This window comes from Novosphingobium sp. NDB2Meth1 (assembly GCF_900117425.1).
In the GTDB taxonomy this organism is placed as follows: Bacteria; Pseudomonadota; Alphaproteobacteria; order Sphingomonadales; family Sphingomonadaceae; genus Novosphingobium.
In genome coordinates this window covers 371,325-389,733 of sequence record NZ_FPEH01000015.1, presented here as the reverse complement: position 1 = coordinate 389,733, position 18,409 = coordinate 371,325, and the positions used below count along the sequence as shown (strand labels likewise).

Genomic DNA, 18,409 nt, shown 5'->3' with positions numbered 1-18,409 from the left:
GCGATCAGTCAGACGCCGCAGCGCGGCGGCGGAACTGCGGAATGATGCTGATCCCGGCCTTCATGTCGATGCGGATACGGTGGTAGATGAGGATGATGAGGCCGGTGACGAGCGGCACCGACCACATGGCCGGGTGAAGCGCGAGCGAAGGCATGAGGCGCACCGAGCCGAACGCAAGGAACGCGGTGTAGACCGAGATGCCCGCGCCCACGAGCGCCTTCACATGCTCCTTGAGCCACATGACCGGCGAGGGATTGCGGGAATAGAGGAACATGAGATTGGTGATCCCGGTTGCCATGCCGACGACCGAAATAAGCATCATCAAGGGCTGATGGATGCGCGCGCCGTCCCACGCGCAGACCACGGCGGCGACCATCACCGCGAACTGCAGCGCGATGTTGAGCGGGGTGCGACCCGCCGCGACATTGCGGCGGTTCTGCACGCAGAGCCAGCCGTACCACGCGAGATTGAGCGTGAGGATCGCGTTGTGGAGCATCATCACGCCGAACATCCCGCGCACGAAATCGGCATCGAACTTGCCGACGAGGTGCGGATGGACCGTCATCGGATCGTAGAGCGTGAACAGGCTCATCGCGAGGGCAAGGCAGCCGGTGATCAGGATAGCCCTGGTGAACACGCGGCCCCACTTGCGGTGATTGACATCACCCTTGCGGCCCACCACCGGCACCCAGAACGCGATCGCGCCGGTCGCCCCGGCGGCGATGTGGGCTGCAATCAGGCAGCGGAACACCAGCAGTTCCATCGCATCCCCCGGTTCTCGTCATGACGACTATTTCACTGGACAGGCCTCGTGTAAACATAAGATGACACCCGGGAACTCTTCGGGATCCACGCTTGACCCAGAATGCCGCCTATCGCCCGCCGCGCCCCAACTCGCTGGGGGCTGTCATGGCGCTGCTGCGCGTGGCGCTGCGGGGGGACGGCGATCTGCTCAGCCTGCTGCCGGCAAGCGCCTATCGCTGCGATGTCGGGCCGCTGGGCTATTCGCGGCGGTCGATCCTGATTGTGAACAGGCCGGATGAAGTTCGCCGTGTACTCTCTGATCCCGAAGGAATTTTCCCCAAGAGTGACCTGATGGTCGACGCGCTGGCGCCGCTCATCGGCGATTCGATCTTCGTCTCCTCCGGCGAGGTGTGGCAGCGGCAGCGGCGGATGATCGATCCCGCCTTCACGATGATGCGGGTGAACCGGGCGTTCCCGGCGATGCAGGAAGGCGCGGAGGCCTGCGAGGAGACGCTGGCGGCGCGGGCGGCGGACGGCGCGGCGTTTTCGCTTGATCTGACGATGAGCCATCTGACCGCGGACATCATCTGCAGGACGGTGTTCAGCACGGGTCTGGAAACGGGCGCCGCGCACGACGTGTTCGACGCCTTCACCGTGTTCGAGCACAGCGTGGCGCAAGTCGAGATCCGGCGGCTGATCATGGACCCGGCGTGGACTCCGGTACCGCAAAAGGACTTCGTGCTGGAGGCCTGTCGGCGCATTCGCGGGCATCTCGGGGATCTGCTCGATACGCATGTGGGGCCGAACGGCGAGAACTTCGACGATATCGCCGCTGCCGTGATCGCCGCGCGCGATGATTTCACGCAGACGGCGTTCACGCGCGAGGAACTGATCGACCAGCTGGGCGTGCTGTTCCTGGCCGGGCACGAGACGAGCGCGAGCGCGCTGACCTGGGCGTTCTATCTGCTGGCCATGCAGCCGGAACTAGTCGCGCGGGTGCGGCGCGAAATCCGCGAAGTGGCGGGCGAGGATGGCGCTATCGGGTTCGAGGAGACCAAGCACCTCCTGACCGTGCGCAACGTGTTTCGCGAGACCTTGCGGCTCTATCCGCCGATCACGTTCCTGCCGCGCGTGGCGACCGAGGCGAACACGATCGGGGGCAAGCGGGTCAAGCGCGGGGCGCTGGTAATGGTGGCGCCGTGGGTACTGCACCGGCACAAGCGGTTCTGGAAGGACCCCGACGTGTTCGATCCGGACCGCTTCCTGCCCGCGCGGGAGAGCGAGCTGACGCCGGGGGCCTATATTCCCTTCGGTCAGGGGCCGCGCGTCTGCGCCGGGGCCGCGTTTGCGCTGACCGAGGCCGTGCTGCTGATCGCGCGGCTGTTCCGCCGGTTCGATTTCCATATCGAGGATGCGGGCGCGGTCCGTCCGGCCGCAAGGCTGACGACGCGGCCGGCCAAGCAAGTCATGGTCAGGGTGTCGCCAGTGCCCCTTGGAGCATGACGTCATGACGACGGTCCTGCTCACACTGGGGCGACTGCCTAAGGCGCTCGATCTGGCGCGGGGGTTCGCCAAGGCGGGGTGCCGGGTCCTCGTCGCGGAGCCTTACGGGTGGACGTTGGCAGGCGCATCGCGGCATGTGGCGCGCGAGTTCAAGGTGCCGCCGCCAGTCAAAGGCAAGGTGGCCTATCTGGCGGCACTCGCAGAGATCGTGCGGCGCGAGGGTGTCGACCTCGTCGTGCCGGTTTCGGAAGAGACGATGCATGTCGCTCATCTCGCGGGGTTGCTGCCGGAGAGTGCGGGGCTGTTCACGATGCCGCCAGAGCAGGTGTTGGCGCTGCACGACAAGGCGCGGTTCGTAGAGACGGCGGCGGCGATGGGGCTGACGGTACCGGTGAGTGCGCCGCTTGGCTCGGCCGAGGCGGAGGCCTTAGCGCGGAGCGGACCGGTGGTGGTGAAGCCGGTGTTCTCATGCTCGGGCAATGGCCTTTCGATCCTGCGCGGCAGGGAGCCGCTGCCGCCGGCTGATGCGGGCGCGCCCGCGGTGGTGCAGCGGTTCGTGGAGGGGGGAGAACACAGCACCTGCACCATCGCGCAAGGCGGGCGCGTGGTGGCGACGATGGTCTATCGCGGGGCGGTGATGTCGGGCTCGGTCGCGGTGGCGTTCGAGCGGGTGGACGTGCCGGCGATCAGTGCGTGGGTCGAACGGTTCGTGGCGGAAACCGGCTGGAGCGGGTTCATTTCGTTCGATTTCATCATTGATGCGGGCGGCGTGCCCTATGCCATCGAGTGCAATCCGCGCGCGACAAGCGGGGTGCATTTCTGGGAGGGCGAGGACATCGCCCGCGCGGTGCTCGAGCCCGGCTGGCAAGGCCCGGTTCGGGTAAGGCGGCACCGGACGCTGCAGCAGTTCTACGCCTGCCTGACCGAGACGCAGGGCGCGATGCTGCGGGGCAAAGGGTTCTGGCCGAGCCTGAAGAGCCTCGCCACCACGCGTGACGTCAGCTGGGACTGGCGCGATCCCTGGCCGTTCCTCAGCATGATCGGCACTTCGTGGCCGATTATCTGGCAATCGATCACCAAGGGCGCGCGCTTTGGCGAGGTGGCGACGCAGGATGTGGGCTGGTATGAGGGCTGACAGAAATTTTTTCCGCGTGATGTAACGATTTGCGCGTTTGGTCCGAACCGGTGTTTGCGGCGCTTGCGCTTCCGTGTGGGAAGCGCATGCTCGCCGTGTGCGCACAGCTTGGCGGAGCGGGACGATGGCGACACAATTTGCAGAAGGCGGGGCAGAAGGCTCTGCGGGGCGGGCGGAGGCCGATGCCTCGCCGCTGATCTACCGAACCAAGTTACCGGTACGGATCTGGCACTGGGTCAATGCCCTCAGCATCTTCGTGATGCTGATGAGCGGTATGATGATCTTCAATGCGCATCCGCGGCTCTACTGGGGCGTCTATGGCGCAAACCTCGATCATCCATGGCTGGTTATCAGCCACCGCGGAACGAGCGGCTTCGTGCAGATCGGCGGCTTCGAGATCGCGACGACAGGCTTTCTCGGCTATGCACAAGGCGTGGCCTATGCCTTCCCGCCGCTGGTCACGATCCCTTCGACCTACAGCCTCGCCGATGCGCGGCAATGGCATTTCGCGTTTGCCTGGGTACTGCTGATCAGCGCAACACTGATCATGGCATACAATATTGTTTCCGGACACTTGCGGCGTGATCTTGCCTTGAAGCCTGAAGAGCGCAGCCTTTCGCACTTGTGGCACGACATCAAGGAGCATGCCCGACTGCGCTTCCCCACCGGCGAAGCGGCGCGGCATTACAATCCGCTGCAGAAGATCGCTTACCTCGGCGTGCTCTTCGTGCTGATCCCGGTGGTGATCCTGACCGGCTGCACGATGTCTCCCACGCTCAACGCCGCGTTCCCGTGGCTGGCGGAGCTGTTCGGCGGGCGGCCCTCCGCGCGCTCGATCCACTTCCTCTGCGCATTCGGGTTCGCGCTGTTCATCGCGGTGCATCTGCTGGCGGTTGTGCTAGCCGGGCCCTTCAACGAGCTGCGTTCGATCATCACGGGCTGGTACCGTCTGCCCAAGGAGCGTTCGAAATGAGCAACGAAAAGACCTCCGGCCTGATTCTCCCGGCCGAACGCCCCTCCTCGCTCGTCACGCGGCGTAACGCCTTGATCGGCGGAGCGGGCCTCCTTCTGGCGGGCTGCGACCAGATCAACGCCTCGCCGTCGGTGAAGTCGTTCCTCAGCCTTGGCGAGAAGGCGACGCATGGCGCGCAGCGTCTCGTAACGAACCGGAATGCGCTGGCGCAGGAGTTCAGCCGGTCCGAAATGTCGCCGGTGTTCCGCCAGAACGGCAACCAGAACCCCAATACGGCGGAGTATAACGCGCTGGCGGCGAACAAGTTTGCCGACTGGACGCTGAGCGTGGACGGCATGGTGGCGCATCCGCTGCGGATCAGCCTGGCGCAGATGATGGCGGCGCCCCGGCGCACGCAGATCACCCGGCACGACTGCGTCGAAGGCTGGAGCGCGATCGGCGAATGGTCGGGCGTGCCGCTGGGACTGATCCTGAAGCGCGCGGGCATGTCGAGCAACGCCAAATACGTGGTGTTCCATTGCGCGGACAGCACGGGCGGCGTGCCCTACTACGAGAGCATCGACATGATCGATGCCTTCCACCCGCAGACGATCCTCGCCACGCACATGAACGGCGAGCTGCTGACCGTCGGCCACGGCGCGCCGCTGCGCCTCAGGGTCGAGCGGCAGCTGGGCTACAAGCAAGCGAAGTACGTGATGCGTGTCGAGGCCGTATCGTCGCTGGCAGGAATCCATGGCGGCGGCGGTGGATACTGGGAGGATCACCGCGGCTACCAGTGGTTTGCAGGGATCTAGTCGCGACGGCAATCGGGGAGAGCTTGTAACGGCATCGATGCCGGTGCAAGCTCCCGCGCGTGGAAGTCGATCAAGCCCTCGTCGATAGCATCATCGCATTCATCGCCCGGCGCTTTCCGGGCGAGGAATCGGAAGGCGCAGCCGGTATGTACACCGCCTCGGGTCGGCTCATTTTGAGCACCGCGCCAGACACTCTGAACGATGCGGTTTCGTTATGTCACGAAACCGGCTGCCTCTGCGAGGCATACACTTTGGACGATCCGGTTACTGCCAGTGCCTGCGTTTATCGCGAAGCGACCGATCGTTACGTGATCCTGGCCCCATGCGGGGTCTGTCAGGAGCGTCTTTTCCTTTATGGGCCCGACGTCTCCATAGCGGTCGCCAGAAAGGACGATCCGACGCAGTGGACTAAGGTCAAGCTGGGAGAGCTACAACCGCACTATTGGCGAGGCGCGCTCGAATAATCCCTCGGGCGGGTTGCACGATCATCCTCAGACCTTCACGACGCCTTGTTGAATCAGGCTTTTCGCGCAGTCGACGATGGAGTCGGCGGGGTCTCGGGTCTTCCAGCCGAGGCGTTCGAAGGCATGCGCAGCGCTGGCATCGCGCACGTTGCCGAGTTCGCCGACGACTTGCTTGACCACGGGATTGAACTTCGCGCCGAGGCGCACAAGCCAGTCCGGCAGGCCGCGTGTCGGCACCTTGCGCGCCTCCAGAGGCATCCGCTCGCGCAGGATAGCGGCGACGTCCTTCATCTTGAGGAAGGGGCCGGAGGCGATGAAGCGCTCGCCGTCGAGACCGGGTTCGGTCAGCGCGCGGACGTGGAGATCGGCGAGATCGCGCACGTCGACGATCCCGAAGCCGAGATCGGGGCAGCCGGGGAGCGCGCCGGACAGGAGCTGGTTGATGATCTCGATCGAGGCGGAGAAGTCCTTCGACCAGACCGGGCCGAGCACCGCGGCAGGATTGATCGAGAGGAACTCCATGCCTGAGCCGTCCGTGGCCATCCAGTCGCGCGCGGCGCGTTCGGCGATGGTCTTGGACTTGACGTAGGCATAGGCGTCCTTGCTTGCGACATTGGTCCAGTCCGCCTCGGTGAAGTGGTGCGTGCCTTTGCCATGGCCATAGGCGATGGCGGCGACCGACGACGTCTGGACGAAGCGGGTGACCCCGGCGCCCTTGGCAAAGCGCAGCGCACGCAGCACGCCTTCGCGCGCGGGGATGATCAGATCATCCTCGTTACGTGGCGGAATGCTGGAAAACGGCGAGGCGACGTGGGCGATATGGCTGCAGCCCTCCATGGCCTCGGCCCAGCCTGCGTCGGTCATCAGGTCGGCGGCGAAGAACCTCAGCGTTTCTGGGGTGCCGCCGAGCAGCGGCCGGAGTTCGGCCTCACGCTTGAGGCTGCGCACCGTGGTGTGGACCGTCCAGCCCTCGGCGAGAAGCTGCTGGATGATGAAGCCGGCGATATAGCCGCTGCCGCCGGAGACAAGGACTGTATTGCTCATGGAGAACTCCCTTCAGAACCGGAGCATGATGGAACGGGCGAGCGCGGGCGAGAGCGAATAGACCGCGCGCAGGACCTTCACCATGCCGACATTGGCCTCGTTGGCGCCGCTTTCCATCGCGGCAATGATCTGGCGCGCACATTCTTCGGGCGCGAGCTTGTTGCTGCCGCGCCCGGCGGTCATCGCGGTATCGACAAGGGGCGGAAGCGCTTCGAGCACGTGAATGCCGGTGCCCTTGAGCTGTTCGCGCAAGGCCATGGTGTAGCTGCGCAGCGCGGCCTTGGTGGCGCAATAGAGCGGCGATCCGGCATTGGGCGCGATGGCGAGGCCTGACGTCACGTTGACGATCATCGCTTCGGAGCGGCTGCGCAACACGGGCATCAGGCGGCCGATCAGCCGGATCGGGGCGTGGACGTTGAGCCAGAGCGTGCGCTCGTCATCAGCTTCCACCGGCGGCGCTTCGCGAAAATCATGCGCGGTGCCCATGCCGGCGTTGTTGATCAGGATGTCGATGGAACGACCGCCAAGGCCAGCGAGCACGGCCTCGACGCCCTCGGACCCGGCCAAGTCCGCCGCGATCACTTCGAAGCCGTCCGCCTGCGCGGCGGCAATGCGCTCAGGCGTCCGTCCCGTAACAATGAGCTGTGCACCCTTTGCACGCAACTGGCGGGCGAGGCGCAGGCCGATGCCGTCGGTCCCGCCAGTGAGAAGGATGGTCTTGCCTTGCAGCTTCACGCGGTGCTCCCCGGTCTGTTTGCGGGGAGACTAGCAATCCAGTTGCAACTTGCAACCTTTACTTCATCAGCACGAGCTCTTCGGCCATTGAGGGGTGCAGCGCGACTGTGGCGTCGAAATCGGCCTTGGTCAGCCCGGCCTTCACCGCGATGGCGGCGGCCTGCAGGATTTCAGGCGCTTCGGGGCCGATCATGTGGATCGCGAGCACGCGGTCGGTCGCGGCGTCGACGATCATCTTGTAGAGCCCGCGCTCGGGCCGATGCGCGAAGATGTTCTTCATCGGGCGGAAATCCGACGAATAGACCTTGATCGAGCCGTACTTGTTACGCGCCTGGCCCTCGGTGGGACCGACACCGGCGAGCGGCGGCTGCGAGAAGACAGCGCTCGGGATGCAGCTGTAGTCGATCGTCACGTGCTTGCCGCCGAAGACGCGGTCGGCGAAGGCCTGCCCCTCGCGGATGGCGACGGGGGTGAGTTGGACGCGGTCCGTTACGTCACCCACGGCGTAGATGCTCGGGCACGAGGTCTGCGCGCGTTCGTCGACGACGATCTCGCCGCGTTCGCCCAGCGCGATGCCGGCGTTTTCAAGGCCGAGACCGACGGTGTTGGGCTTGCGCCCGGCGGCGACGAGCACCTGATCGGCAAGGACCGGATCGGGCTGGCCCTTCAGCCAGACTTCGAGCACCCCGTCCTCGCGCTTGACCACTTTCTCAAAGGGGCAATTGAAGCGGTACTGGATGCCGCGCGCCATGGTGATCTGGAGCAGGCGGTCACGCAGCGACTCGTCATAGCCGCGCAAGAGCGTTTCAGAGCGGTTGATCACTGTTACGTGACTGCCGAGCGCGTTGAAGATGCCGGCGAATTCCATCGCGATATAACCGGCGCCAGCGATGACCACGCGGCGCGGCAGCTTTTCGAGATGGAACACCTCGTTGGAGGTGATGCAGTGCTCGGAACCTTCAAACTCGGGCATGATTGGCCAGGCGCCCGTCGCCACGAGGATATGCTTGGCGGTGATGTCGCGGCCCGAGGCGAGGCGGACTGAATGTGGGCCGGTGATCACGGCGCGCTCGAGGAAGCGCTCAACCTTGTGGGTCTCGAGCGTCGAGGTGTAGGCGGCGTTGAGGCGGTCGACATCGCGCAGCACCGCGTCTCGCAGGGTTGGCCAGTCGAACGTGGTCTTCTCGACCGTCCAGCCGTAGTTCGCCGCGTCCTGCAGTTCCTCGGCGAAGTGCGATCCGTAGACGAGGAGCTTCTTGGGGACACAGCCGCGGATCACGCAGGTGCCGCCGACGCGGAACTCCTCCGCCACCGCGACGCGGGCGCCGTGGCTGGCGGCCACGCGGCTGGCGCGGACGCCGCCGGAACCGGCACCGATGACGAAAAGGTCGTAGTCGTACTGGGCGTCGGTCATCTCGGGCTCCTGCTGCGCACGGCCTATATGGGGATGCCACCCCTTCCCCGCCAGCGGCAATTCGGTGCTGTTTCGCGTGACGTTACGACTGGTTCAGCCGTCGATCCCGGCGGCGGCAAGCAGCGCGGTGGTCGAGGGATCGAACTGGGCATCGCCTGCCTCGATCGACTTGGCAATGGCCTTGCCGAGCTCGACCCCGAACTGGTCGAATGGATTGATGCCGAGCATCATCGCCGAGACGAAGGTGCGGTGTTCGTGGAAGGCGATGAGGCTGCCCAATGTGGCGGCGCCGAGTTCATCGCACAGGATCGTGACGGAAGGACGGTCGCCCGGATAGTCGCGCGCCATGTCATCGCCGCCGGCCTTGCCGGCCATCAGCGCGGCGCCCTGCGCGAAGCAGTTGGCAAGCAGGATGCGGTGATGCGCCGGGTCGAAATCGTGGCCGGGGACGCTGACCGCGAGGAAATCGACCGGGATAAGGTGCGTGCCCTGGTGGAGCAGCTGGAACACGGCATGCTGGGCATCGGTGCCGACCCCGCCCCACGTAACGGGTGCGCTGGGCCGGCTGAGCGGGGTGCCGTCGGCGAGGACGCGCTTGCCGTTCGATTCCATCTCGAGCTGCTGGAGATAGCTGGGGAGCAGGCGCAGCCGCTCGTCATAGGCGAAGACGGCGCGGCTGCCGCAGTGGCGGGCCTGCGTGTAGTAGAGATCGGCGAAGGCGGCGCGGATGACGACGTTATCGGACGGCGCGGCTTCGAGGAAGTGGCGGTCGATGGCGGCCGCGCCCGCGAGGAATGCGGCAAAGCCCTCCCAGCCCAGCGCGAGCGCGATGGGGAAGCCGATCGACGACCACAGCGAATAGCGCCCGCCGACCGTCTCCGCGAAAGGCAGGACGCGGGTTTCATCGACTCCCCAGGCGACGGCCTTGTCCGGCGCGGCGGTAAGCGCAACGACGCGGCCGAAGGGATCTTCGACGCCGCCTTCGCGCAGCCAGTCGAGCGCGCTGACGGCGTTCATCAGCGTCTCGGTGGTGGTGAAGGTCTTGGAGGCAACCGCGATCAGGGTCGTGGCCGGGTCGCACTGCGCTGTGGCGGCGGCAAGCGCGGCGGCATCGACATTGGAGACGACATGGACGGCGACCCTGGCATCCTCACGGGCCAGCGCATCGATGGCGAGTGCCGGGCCGAGGGCGGAGCCGCCGATGCCGATGTGGATGAGGCTCTTCACCTCGCCCAGCAAGCCTTCGTGAATTGCCTCGACGAGAGCCTGCATGCGTTCGTGGAAGCGCTCGGCTTCCTCCGCTGCGGCGGGATTGCCGGCGCCGCGTTCGGCCATGTGCGTGGCGGCGCGGCCCTCGGTGTTGTTGATGAGGGCACCGGCGAAGAGCGCGTCGCGGCTGCCGGCGAGATCGACGGCGTCGGCGATCTGGCCGAGCACGGCTTCGACATCGGCAGAAAGGTGCGTCTTCGACCAGTCGAAGCGAATCGGTCCGCCGGGAAGATCGAGCACCGCCGCGTAACGATCGAGCCGCCCAGGATCGGCGAATAGCTCCGTCAGCGCGGGTCGCGGGAGGTTTTCGAGCGCGGTCCAGAGCGGGGCGGTTGCGGTGGCGGCCATCGGTTTGTCTCCTGGGGGATGCGGCGGACGTACCCTGCCCATTCGATCAAGTGCAAGACAGGGCCGACGGACGGCCTCGCAAAATTCGTCTGCACGGCGCTATCGATGCAGTCTGCGCTTGACGGATGCGAGGCCCCTCCACATGACCGCTGCGATGACAGAGACCCCTGAAAATACGCCCGAGACCATGGCCACGACGGCGCAGGATGCGCCTGTGCCGCCCGCGAAGAACAAGAAAGAGCGCAAGGAAGACAGCTTCCCGGTGTTCGTGATCAAGCTGGTGCTGATCGTGGCCTTCTTCCGGAGCTTCGTGTTCTCGCCGTTCAACATCCCCTCGGAATCGATGCTGCCGCGGCTGGAGAACGGGGATTACCTGCTCGCCGCGAAGTGGCCCTATGGCTTCTCGTCCTACTCGCTGCCGTTCAGCCTTCCGCTGCTGCCGAGCCGGATCTTCGCGGGCCAGCCGCAGCGCGGCGACGTGGTGATCTTCAAGGCGCCGCCGGGCAACGATGTCGACTACATCAAGCGCGTGATCGGCCTGCCGGGCGATACGGTGCAGATGATCGGCGGCCAGCTGCACCTGAACGGCGTGCCGGTGCCCAAGGTCAAGATCGCGGACTTCGTGATCCGGCAATCGTCCAACACCACCTGCGTCGCACCCGAGTTCGAGGCGGTTGAGCCGAACGGGATCCAGAGCTGCCACTATCCGCAGTACCGCGAGACACTGCCCGGAGGCAAAACCTACAACGTGCTCGATCTGGGCTACCGGCCGCAGGACGACACGCCGCCGGTGGTGGTGCCCGCGGGCCATGTCTTCCTGATGGGCGACAACCGCGACAACTCGATGGACAGCCGTTTCCCGGCAGTCGAAGGTGGCGGGATTGGCCTTGTGCCGCAGGACAACCTGATCGGCCGCGCCACGATCGTGATGTGGTCGACCGACGGCAGCGCCAACTGGTTCCTGCCGTGGACCTGGTTCACCGCGCTCCGGGCGAACCGGATCGGGGGCACGTTCTGAGCGGCTCACTTTCGGAAGAGACCGCGGGCTTCATCGCCGCGCTGACCGGCAAGGCCCCGGAACAGGATGGGCTTTGGCATGAGGCGTTGACCCACGGCTCGATGGGCGAAGCGCGCGATTACCAGCGGCTGGAATTTCTGGGCGACCGGGTGCTGGGCCTTGCGATTGCCGAATGGCTCCATGCACAGAGCGAGGCGGCGGAAGGCAAGCTGTCGCAGCGGCTGAATGCGCTGGTGAGCCGGGAGACTTGCGCCGATGTTGCACGGCGGCTGGGCGTGGCGCCGCATATCCGGCTCGGCAAGCAGGCGCGCGGCGATGGCGCCGGGCAGAGCGACAATGTGCTGGGCGACGTGATGGAAGCGCTGATCGGAGCGCTGTTCCTTGAGCGCGGCTTCGATGCGGCGCGCGATTTCGTGCGCAGCGCCTGGGAGCCGGCGATGGCGGGAGGCGCGGGGCAGAGGAAGCACCCCAAGGCGGCGCTGCAGGAATGGGCTGCGGGCAATCGCCGCAAGCCGCCGGTCTACACGCTGGTGGATCGCAGCGGGCCGGACCATGCGGCGGTGTTCACGGTGAAGGTGGAAGTGCCGGGCGTGGGCAGCGAGCAGGCGACGGGATCAAGCAAGCAGGAAGCCGAGCGCGGTGCGGCGGCCGCCTTCATGACGCGATATGGATGAGATCGAGATGACGGAACCCCAAACGCCCGAACATTGCGGACTGGTGGCGGTGATCGGCGCGCCCAATGCGGGCAAGTCGACGCTGGTCAACGCGCTGGTCGGACAGAAAGTCGCCATCGTCTCCAACAAGGCGCAGACGACGCGGGCACGGCTGATGGGGATCGCGCTGCAGGACCTGCCGGGCGGTGAGCGGGTGCAGATCATCCTCGCGGATACGCCGGGGCTGTTCGAGCCCAAACGGCGGCTGGACCGCGCGATGGTCCATGCCGCGTGGGAAGGCGCGGAAGGGGCCGACGCGATCCTGCTGGTGGTCGATGCGCGCAAGAAGAAGCGCGACTATCTCGAGCCGATCCTCGAGAGCCTGAAGGGCCGCAGCGAGCCCAAGATCCTCGTGCTCAACAAGGTCGATTCGATTGCCAAGGAGCCCTTGCTCGACATGGCGGCGGCGCTGGCGCCCGAGGGCGGGTTCGACGAGGTGTTCTTCGTCTCGGCGCTGACGGGAGACGGGGTGGCGGACCTCAAGATGAAGCTGGCGGAGCGGATGCCGGCGGGGGCCTGGCACTATCCGGAAGATCAGGTCTCCGATGCCAGCGAGCGCCTGCTGGCGGCCGAGATCACCCGCGAGCAGCTTTACCGGCAACTGCATGACGAACTGCCCTACGACAGCGCGGTGCGGCCCGAGAGTTACGTGACGCGCAAGGACGGTTCGGTCGAGATCCACCAGCAGATCGTGATCGCGCGCGAGAGCCAGAAGGCGATCGTGCTCGGCAAGGGCGGATCTAAGCTGAAAGCCATCGGCGAGGCGGCGCGAAAGGAACTGGCGGAGCTGCTGGGCATGAAGGTTCATTTGTTCCTCCATGTGAAGGTGGAGGAAGGCTGGGCCGAGGCACGTGAAATCTATGAGGAAATCGGGCTCGACTGGGTGAAGTAGGAGACTGGGCGATGGGAGCGGCTTTGTCGATAGTGCTACCGGGTCTGGGTCTGCTGGTGGCGATGTCGGCATTGTGGCGGCTTGGCGTGGCGCTGCACCGGCGGGCGGGCGCGGGCGGCGAGGCGGGCGGCGAGAGCTATGTGCTATCAGGCGCATTCGGCCTGCTGGCGCTGCTGATGGCCTTTGCCTTCAGCCTCGCGATTGGCCGTTACGAGACGCGGCGGCTGCTGGTGATCGAGGAAGCCAATGCCATCGGCACGATGTCGACACGGCTCGCACTGCTCGAGGACAGCCAGCGCCAGCCGCTTGCCGCATCGCTGAAGCACTATGCGGCGGAGCGGGCGGCTGTGGGCAAGAATGCCGGCGAGGACGCATGGCAGGCCGCACACGACGCCAGTTCGCGCAGTTGCGGACAGTTTGGCGACCAGTTGTTCGCGGTGCTGCGCTCCATGCCGCCCGATACGCGCGGGCCGACGCTCGTCACCGCCTACAACGCGATGTGTGACATAACGACCGAGCGCCACGCCGCGCGTTCGGCGCGGCTGCCGAGCGAGGTGCTGGGCTTGCTGGCGCTCTATTGCTGTGCCTGCACCGCACTGCTGGGCTTCACCACCGGGCGAGCCGACTGGCGCTCAGCGATCTCGTCCGTGCTGTTTTTCACGCTGCTGGCGGCGGCCTATGGGACGATCCTCGATCTCGACAGCCCGCGCAGCGGCGCGATCATCGTGCCGCAGGAAGAACTCGACAAAGTGGCGCAGAGCCTTGGCTGAAGGAATTTCAAGATGATTGCGCGCGAATTGCTGGGCACGGCGCATGTGCCGGGCGGGACCGACCTCAAGCTCTATCGCCACGACCGCGATTTCATGATCGTGATGGGCCACAACGAGCTGATGAGCAGCCGGATGAGCGGCTCGGAAGTGGCGCTGGCGACCGAAACGATTCTGCGCCTGAAGGGCCGCCCTGCACCCAGTCTGCTGATCGGCGGCTATGGCATGGGCTTCACGCTGCGTGCGGCGCAGGAGGTGCTGGGGCCGAGAGCCGAACTGGTCGTGGCGGAACTCGTGCCGGAAATCATCGAATGGGCGCGCGGGCCGATGGCGGAGCTGGCAGCCGGCTGTCTCGATGACCCGCGTGTGCGGCTGATCATGGGCGATGTCGGCAGCGTGATCGACGGGGCGCACGGGGATTTCGACGCGATCCTGCTCGATGTGGACAATGGACCGGACGGCGTGGTGCGCGAGGGCAACAACAGCCTCTACAGCGCCTCGGGCCTGCGTGCGGCGCGGCGGGCGCTGACACCGGGCGGTGTGCTGGCGGTGTGGTCGGCAGCCCCCGATCCGGCATTCACGCGGCGACTGGAAAAGAACGGGTTTGCGGTGGAGGAAATCCGCGTGGCCGCGCGGACTAACGGCAAGGGGCCGAAGCACACGATCTGGTTTGCCGTGCCGAATTGAGGGCGCGTTACGAGACGTACGGCTGGGAGAGTGCATAAGCTGCAATCGTCGGCCCGGACTTGATCCGGGCCTTGGCTTTTCTTCAGCCGCCGCGCCCGAAGAACAGCCTAGCCCCGTGTCAAGCACGGGGCGACGAGACCAGCATGATCTGGGGCAACAGACCTACTTTACCGCCTTCTTGGCAGGTGCTTTCCTGGCGGCAGGCTTTTTGGCCGGAGCCTTGGCGGCAGCCTTCTTGGGCGCGGCTTTCTTCTTCTTGCCCTTGGCGGGGGCAGCAGCCGCGCGGGCGTCGATCAGCGCGATGGCCTGTTCGAGGGTCAGGTCCTCGGGCTTGACGTCCTTGGGCAGGGTCGCATTGGTCGTGCCGTCGGTGACATAGGCGCCGTAGCGGCCCGCCAGCAGCTTCATCTCGCCGCCGGAAGTCGGGTGCGTGCCGAAGGTGTTGAGCGGTTCGACCGGAGTGCGGTTGCCGCGCGCGCCTGCACCTGAGGCGGCTTCGGCCAGCTTGACCACCGCAGCGTTCATGCCCGTCTCGAACACCTCGGACGTAGACTTAAGTCGGCCGTACTTGCCATCGTGTGCGAGGTATGGGCCGTAACGTCCTATACTTGCAGTGATCATCTTGCCCGTTTCCGGGTGCGGACCAATCTCGCGCGGGAGTGATAGGAGCTTGAGCGCCCATTCGAGATCAAGCTCGGGAATGTCCTTGGGGATCGAGGCGCGCTTGGCTTCCTTGCCATCGCCGAGCTGGATGTAGGGACCGAAGCGGCCCGAGCGGCGGGTGACTTCGAGGCCGGTCACCGGGTCCTTGCCAAGGCCTGCCTCATCGCCATCGCCCCCCTCACCCTCGCCGCCGCCTTGCGCGAACTTGCGGGTGAACTTGCACTCGGGGTAGTTCGAGCAGGCAACGAAGGCGCCGTAGCGCCCGCCGCGCAGGGAGAGGCGGCCAGCCTGGCACTTGGGGCACAAGCGCGGATCGGCTCCGTCCTCGCGCTTGGGGAAGAGATAGTCTTCGAGGAAGGTGTCGAGCTCGGCGGTCACCTCGCTCGGCTTCTTCTCCATGACCTCGTCGGACTTGGGCTTGAAATCGCGCCAGAAGGCTTCGAGCACCGCCTTCCACGCCGCGCGGCCGCCGGAGACGTCGTCGAGTTCGTCCTCCATGCCCGCGGTGAACTGATACGCCACGTAACGGTCGAAGAAGCGCTCGAGGAAGGCCGTCAGCAGGCGCCCGCTTTCCTCGGCGAAGAAGCGGTTCTTCTCGGTGCGGACGTAGTTGCGGTCCTTCAGCACCTGCAGCGTGGCGGCATAGGTCGAGGGACGGCCGATGCCGAGCTCTTCCAGACGCTTGACGAGGCTGGCCTCTGAATAGCGCGGCGGTGGCTGGGTGAAGTGCTGGGTGGCCTCGACGCCGCGCTTGGCGGGGGTGTCGCCGGGGTTCATCACCGGGAGCAGGCTCGTCTCGTCGTCGCCGTCGTCAGCGCCGTCGGCCTTCTGATCGCGGCCTTCCTCGTAGACGGCGAGAAAACCGGGGAACTTCACGACCTGGCCGGTAGCACGCAACTCGTGCTTGCCGGTGCCTTCACGCAACGTGACGGTGGTGCGCTCGATGAGCGCGGAAGCCATCTGGCTCGCCATCGCGCGCTTGTAGATGAGGTCGTAGAGCCGGGCTTCGTCACCGCTGCCGTAGCGGTCGTTGCCGAAATCGGTCGGGCGGATCGCTTCGTGCGCTTCCTGCGCGTTCTTGGCCTTGGTTTCGTAGTGGCGGGGCTTTTCCGGCAGGTAGTGCCCGGAATAGCGCTTGCTGATCGCGGCGCGCGCGGCGCTGATCGCGCTCGAATCCATCTGCACGCCGTCGGTCCGCATGTAGGTGATCGCGCCGGCCTCGTAGAGCGTCTGGGCGACGCGCATGGTGTGGCTGGCGGAGAAACCGAGCTTGCGCGCGGCTTCCTGCTGGAGCGTGGAGGTGGTGAACGGCGGATAGGGATTGCGGCGGGTCGGCCGGGTCTCGACATCCTCGACCCGGAAGGTCGCGGCCTCGACGGTCGCCTTGGCGCGCTGGGCAATGCCTTCATTGCCGAGCGAAAGGCGCTCCAGTTTCTCGCCCTCGAAGCGCACGAGGCGGGCCTTGAACGGGGTGCCGCCCTGCTCAAGCGTGGCGACGACCGACCAATACTCCTGCGCCTTGAAGGTCTCGATCTCGCGCTCGCGCTCGACGATCAGGCGCAGCGCGACGGACTGGACGCGGCCGGCGGACTTGGCGCCGGGCAGCTTGCGCCAGAGGACGGGCGAAAGCGTGAAGCCGAACAGGTAATCGAGCGCGCGGCGGGCGAGATAGGCGTCGATGAGGTCCTGATCGAGTTCGCGCGGGTGCTTCATGGCGTCCGTAACGGTCGCCTTGGTGATCGCGTTGAAGGTGACGCGCTCGACTTCCTTGGGCAGCGCCTTGCGCTTCGCCAGCAGCTCGCGCACGTGCCAAGAAATCGCCTCGCCCTCGCGGTCGGGGTCGGTGGCGAGGATCAGTCGGTCGGCGGCCTTGGCCGAATCGACGATCGCCTTCACCCGCGCCGCCTTGTCGCCATAGAGTTCCCAATCCATCGCGAAGTCCTCGTCCGGGCGAACCGAGCCGTCCTTCACAGGCAGGTCGCGGACATGGCCGTAGGACGCGAGGACCTTGAAGCCGGGGCCGAGATACTTCTCGATGGTCTTGGCCTTGGCCGGGGATTCAACGATGACAAGCTGCATGGGCGAGGATGGACTTTCGAGGCCTTACACGTACGCGCGAGGGTGGGGAGGTTTTGCCCCCACCGTCAAGCGCCGCGTTTCTGCGCAGGTTGGCAGGAAAGTCCAGCCCTAAGGCTGCTGGTTCACTTCAGGGCGTTGATCTGGCCGATCAGCACATCGTTGGCGAGACCGGCGGCCTTGGCGGCGCCTTCCTCGTAGTTGCCGGGCTTGGCGTCGAATTCGAACTTGCGCGTCTTGCCGAAGCGCATGCCGCCGAAGCCCATTGCCGCAGCGACGCCGCCCGCCACGTTCGCCGCAGCCTGCGTCGTCTTCGCCGTGCCGCTGGAGGCATCGTGCTTGTCGATGAAATCGCCGTCGACCGAGACGGACTGGTTGAGCGTGACCGTTGTCGTCTTGCCGTTGGGACCGAACACCGTCATCCGGCTGTATCCCGGCACGACCGAGAGATTGGCGTTCACCTCAAGACCGCCGAAGCTGAAGGCGCCCGGACGCTTCTGGTCGGAGAAGTCGATGAGGTAGGTGACGTCAATCACCGGCACGCCGGCCGCCTTGGCATATTGCGAAAGAGCGGAGCCCGCCTGCCCCGCATCCATGGCAAGGCCCATGCTCGAAAAGCCGCTGCCCTGGAAATCTCCCGCGACCATGATCAGCGTAGGCAGTGCCGAGGGCTTCACATAGGTCGCCTTGCCCTTGCTGTTCTTCTCGAGCGCGATCGAGATATCGAGCGGCGAGGTCTGGCCATGCGGCTTGGCCATTTCGGGCGCGGCGAAGACGGACGCGGCGTCCTTTACGGAAAGACCAGCAGCGGCGAGCTTGGCGGTGAAATCGGCATAGGCGGCGTCGGCGATCTTCTGCATCATCTCGGGCGTCACGCCGACGAGCGAGGACTTGGCCTTGGTGGTGCCGCCGAAAGCGCCCATCAGGCCGCCGGTGGCCTTGGTCTGGTCGGTCGATTCAAAAATGAAACCGACGTTGAAAGCCGCCACCGCAGCGCCGGTCGCGCCCTTGACGGCTTCCTTGCCGGAAACCTTAACGGGCGCGGAGTCGCCCGCATAGGCGGCGCCGGGCAGCGCGAGCGCAGATAGTGCGAGCGCCAAGGCAATGGATTTGCGGCTTTTCATGGTCAGGTCCCCTCTCCCCTCGCCCCCTGCGAGGTCCGGATCGGAC

The 18,409-nt window shown here is 65.9% G+C and carries 17 protein-coding genes; 10 read left to right on the top strand and 7 right to left on the bottom strand.

What is annotated here, in order from left to right:
- Positions 1–4: 4 nt before the first annotated feature.
- Complete coding sequence (locus NDB2M1_RS11300) at positions 5–763, bottom strand: hypothetical protein (protein ID WP_072382327.1); 759 nt, start codon at positions 761–763, stop codon at positions 5–7.
- 92 nt (positions 764–855) lie between these two features.
- Between NDB2M1_RS11300 and NDB2M1_RS11295 the strand changes: the two genes are divergently transcribed.
- The 5 genes from NDB2M1_RS11295 to NDB2M1_RS11275 all read left to right on the top strand — a co-directional run bounded on the left by NDB2M1_RS11295 (position 856) and on the right by NDB2M1_RS11275 (position 5,613).
- A complete protein-coding gene (locus tag NDB2M1_RS11295; protein WP_072382325.1) occupies positions 856–2,247 on the top strand; it encodes a cytochrome P450 in 1,392 nt (463 codons plus the stop codon).
- Between the two features lie 4 nt (positions 2,248–2,251).
- Positions 2,252–3,382 carry an ATP-grasp domain-containing protein gene (locus NDB2M1_RS11290; RefSeq protein ID WP_072382323.1) on the top strand — a complete coding sequence of 377 codons (1,131 nt, stop codon included), beginning with the start codon at positions 2,252–2,254 and terminating at the stop codon, positions 3,380–3,382.
- A 124-nt stretch (positions 3,383–3,506) separates the two neighbouring features.
- Positions 3,507–4,355, top strand: a complete 849-nt coding sequence (locus NDB2M1_RS11285; RefSeq protein ID WP_072382321.1) for a cytochrome b/b6 domain-containing protein — start codon at positions 3,507–3,509, stop codon at positions 4,353–4,355.
- Positions 4,352–5,149 carry a molybdopterin-binding protein gene (locus NDB2M1_RS11280; RefSeq protein ID WP_072382319.1) on the top strand — a complete coding sequence of 266 codons (798 nt, stop codon included), beginning with the start codon at positions 4,352–4,354 and terminating at the stop codon, positions 5,147–5,149. The genes NDB2M1_RS11285 and NDB2M1_RS11280 overlap by 4 nt, the downstream gene beginning before the upstream one ends.
- A gap of 59 nt (positions 5,150–5,208) precedes the next feature.
- Positions 5,209–5,613 (top strand): cytidine deaminase, encoded by a 405-nt coding sequence (locus tag NDB2M1_RS11275; RefSeq protein WP_072382317.1) that lies wholly within the window; start codon positions 5,209–5,211, stop codon positions 5,611–5,613.
- A gap of 27 nt (positions 5,614–5,640) precedes the next feature.
- Here NDB2M1_RS11275 and NDB2M1_RS11270 read toward each other — a convergent pair whose 3' ends face one another.
- The 4 genes from NDB2M1_RS11270 to pgi form a co-directional block, all read right to left on the bottom strand.
- Positions 5,641–6,657: an SDR family oxidoreductase gene (locus NDB2M1_RS11270; RefSeq protein ID WP_072382316.1), complete on the bottom strand. Its 1,017-nt coding sequence runs from the start codon at positions 6,655–6,657 to the stop codon at positions 5,641–5,643.
- Between the two features lie 12 nt (positions 6,658–6,669).
- Positions 6,670–7,392 (bottom strand): SDR family oxidoreductase, encoded by a 723-nt coding sequence (locus NDB2M1_RS11265; RefSeq protein ID WP_072382314.1) that lies wholly within the window; start codon positions 7,390–7,392, stop codon positions 6,670–6,672.
- Between the two features lie 58 nt (positions 7,393–7,450).
- Positions 7,451–8,806, bottom strand: coding sequence for a glutathione-disulfide reductase (gene gorA / locus NDB2M1_RS11260; RefSeq protein WP_072382312.1), 1,356 nt, complete (start codon positions 8,804–8,806; stop codon positions 7,451–7,453).
- A 93-nt stretch (positions 8,807–8,899) separates the two neighbouring features.
- Positions 8,900–10,423 carry a glucose-6-phosphate isomerase gene (gene pgi, locus NDB2M1_RS11255; RefSeq protein WP_072382310.1) on the bottom strand — a complete coding sequence of 508 codons (1,524 nt, stop codon included), beginning with the start codon at positions 10,421–10,423 and terminating at the stop codon, positions 8,900–8,902.
- A 154-nt stretch (positions 10,424–10,577) separates the two neighbouring features.
- On the opposite strand from pgi, the gene lepB reads away from it, so the two are divergent.
- Genes lepB through NDB2M1_RS11230 form a run of 5 tightly spaced genes read left to right on the top strand, consistent with a single transcriptional unit; the run spans position 10,578 to position 14,500 of the window.
- On the top strand, positions 10,578–11,441 hold the full coding sequence (gene lepB, locus NDB2M1_RS11250) for a signal peptidase I (RefSeq protein ID WP_371328197.1): 864 nt from the start codon (positions 10,578–10,580) through the stop codon (positions 11,439–11,441).
- The gene (gene rnc, locus NDB2M1_RS11245; RefSeq protein WP_072382646.1) at positions 11,396–12,115 is read left to right on the top strand and encodes a ribonuclease III; all 720 of its coding nucleotides are present in this window, start codon (positions 11,396–11,398) and stop codon (positions 12,113–12,115) included. The genes lepB and rnc overlap by 46 nt, the downstream gene beginning before the upstream one ends.
- A gap of 7 nt (positions 12,116–12,122) precedes the next feature.
- The gene (gene era, locus NDB2M1_RS11240; protein ID WP_143146728.1) at positions 12,123–13,046 is read left to right on the top strand and encodes a GTPase Era; all 924 of its coding nucleotides are present in this window, start codon (positions 12,123–12,125) and stop codon (positions 13,044–13,046) included.
- A gap of 23 nt (positions 13,047–13,069) precedes the next feature.
- Positions 13,070–13,816, top strand: coding sequence for a bestrophin-like domain (locus NDB2M1_RS11235; protein ID WP_143146727.1), 747 nt, complete (start codon positions 13,070–13,072; stop codon positions 13,814–13,816).
- Positions 13,817–13,828: 12 nt separating this feature from the next.
- On the top strand, positions 13,829–14,500 hold the full coding sequence (locus tag NDB2M1_RS11230; protein ID WP_072382304.1) for a spermidine synthase: 672 nt from the start codon (positions 13,829–13,831) through the stop codon (positions 14,498–14,500).
- Between the two features lie 162 nt (positions 14,501–14,662).
- Here the strand turns inward: NDB2M1_RS11230 and topA are convergent, their stop codons facing one another.
- Positions 14,663–17,242 carry a type I DNA topoisomerase gene (gene topA, locus NDB2M1_RS11225; protein ID WP_072382302.1) on the bottom strand — a complete coding sequence of 860 codons (2,580 nt, stop codon included), beginning with the start codon at positions 17,240–17,242 and terminating at the stop codon, positions 14,663–14,665.
- 122 nt (positions 17,243–17,364) lie between these two features.
- Positions 17,365–18,363 carry a hypothetical protein gene (locus NDB2M1_RS11220; RefSeq protein ID WP_083554809.1) on the bottom strand — a complete coding sequence of 333 codons (999 nt, stop codon included), beginning with the start codon at positions 18,361–18,363 and terminating at the stop codon, positions 17,365–17,367.
- Positions 18,364–18,409: the final 46 nt, after the last annotated feature.

Coding starts and splice junctions, on each gene's coding strand:
- NDB2M1_RS11300 (WP_072382327.1), bottom strand. CDS start 763: ATGGAACTGCTGGTGTTCCGCTGCCTGATTGCAGCCCACATCGCCGCC.
- NDB2M1_RS11290 (WP_072382323.1), top strand. CDS start 2,252: ATGACGACGGTCCTGCTCACACTGGGGCGACTGCCTAAGGCGCTCGAT.
- NDB2M1_RS11285 (WP_072382321.1), top strand. CDS start 3,507: ATGGCGACACAATTTGCAGAAGGCGGGGCAGAAGGCTCTGCGGGGCGG.
- NDB2M1_RS11280 (WP_072382319.1), top strand. CDS start 4,352: ATGAGCAACGAAAAGACCTCCGGCCTGATTCTCCCGGCCGAACGCCCC.
- NDB2M1_RS11270 (WP_072382316.1), bottom strand. CDS start 6,657: ATGAGCAATACAGTCCTTGTCTCCGGCGGCAGCGGCTATATCGCCGGC.
- gorA (WP_072382312.1), bottom strand. CDS start 8,806: ATGACCGACGCCCAGTACGACTACGACCTTTTCGTCATCGGTGCCGGT.
- pgi (WP_072382310.1), bottom strand. CDS start 10,423: ATGGCCGCCACCGCAACCGCCCCGCTCTGGACCGCGCTCGAAAACCTC.
- lepB (WP_371328197.1), top strand. CDS start 10,578: ATGACAGAGACCCCTGAAAATACGCCCGAGACCATGGCCACGACGGCG.
- era (WP_143146728.1), top strand. CDS start 12,123: ATGACGGAACCCCAAACGCCCGAACATTGCGGACTGGTGGCGGTGATC.
- NDB2M1_RS11230 (WP_072382304.1), top strand. CDS start 13,829: ATGATTGCGCGCGAATTGCTGGGCACGGCGCATGTGCCGGGCGGGACC.
- topA (WP_072382302.1), bottom strand. CDS start 17,242: ATGCAGCTTGTCATCGTTGAATCCCCGGCCAAGGCCAAGACCATCGAG.
- NDB2M1_RS11220 (WP_083554809.1), bottom strand. CDS start 18,363: ATGAAAAGCCGCAAATCCATTGCCTTGGCGCTCGCACTATCTGCGCTC.